The organism is Brevundimonas sp. (assembly GCF_046293315.1).
Classification (GTDB): Bacteria; Pseudomonadota; Alphaproteobacteria; order Caulobacterales; family Caulobacteraceae; genus Brevundimonas.
This window is the reverse complement of record NZ_JBKBPF010000081.1, coordinates 1-615: the sequence shown is the minus strand read 5'-3', so window position 1 is coordinate 615 and position 615 is coordinate 1. Positions and strand designations below refer to the sequence as shown.

Genomic DNA, 615 nt, shown 5'->3' with positions numbered 1-615 from the left:
AAAGACGGGGTCTTGGGCGCATCTGGATATCTTCGCCTGGAATCCACGCGCCCGCCCCGGCCATCCGGAAGGCGGTGAGGCGCAGTCTCTTCGGGCCTGTTTCGCCATGCTCAGGACGCGGTATGGCCAGAGTAACCATCGATATTAACCGCCCCTTCGCCTTCGCGGTGTAGGGATGACGCTCCTGATCGACGGACGTCCGCCTCTTGCCCCTGCCTTCCGACCACGATCCGCGCGTCACGCTCGCCCGGCCCGACCTGGCCGCGCTGGTGTTCGAGGGCGTGCTCGAGGCGGAACGATACCGCTCCACCATGCCGATGCAGTGCGTGGTTCCGGCCACACCGGTGCGCGCCGGGACCGACGACATGGCGGAGCTGATCGACCAGCTGGTTTTCGGTGAAATCGTCGACGTTCTGGAGGTGTCGGACGGACGGGCCTGGGGCCGATCACGCCGGGACGGCGTCGTGGGCTACGTCGCGATCGACGCCCTGAGCGAAGATGTGGTTGAGCCGACCCACCGGGTGGCGTCGGTTGAAGCGCGGGCCTTCGATGCGCCAGGCGATGCGGAGCGGGACGTGCTCCCCCTCAACGCCCTGGTGAGGGTTTTGGAGACGA

1 pseudogene is annotated in these 615 nt (G+C 67.0%); it reads left to right on the top strand.

Going from position 1 to position 615, the window contains the following annotated elements:
* Positions 1 to 206 precede the first annotated feature (206 nt).
* Positions 207 to 615: pseudogene (locus ACK4SE_RS14120) on the top strand (peptidoglycan endopeptidase); the annotation flags it as partial.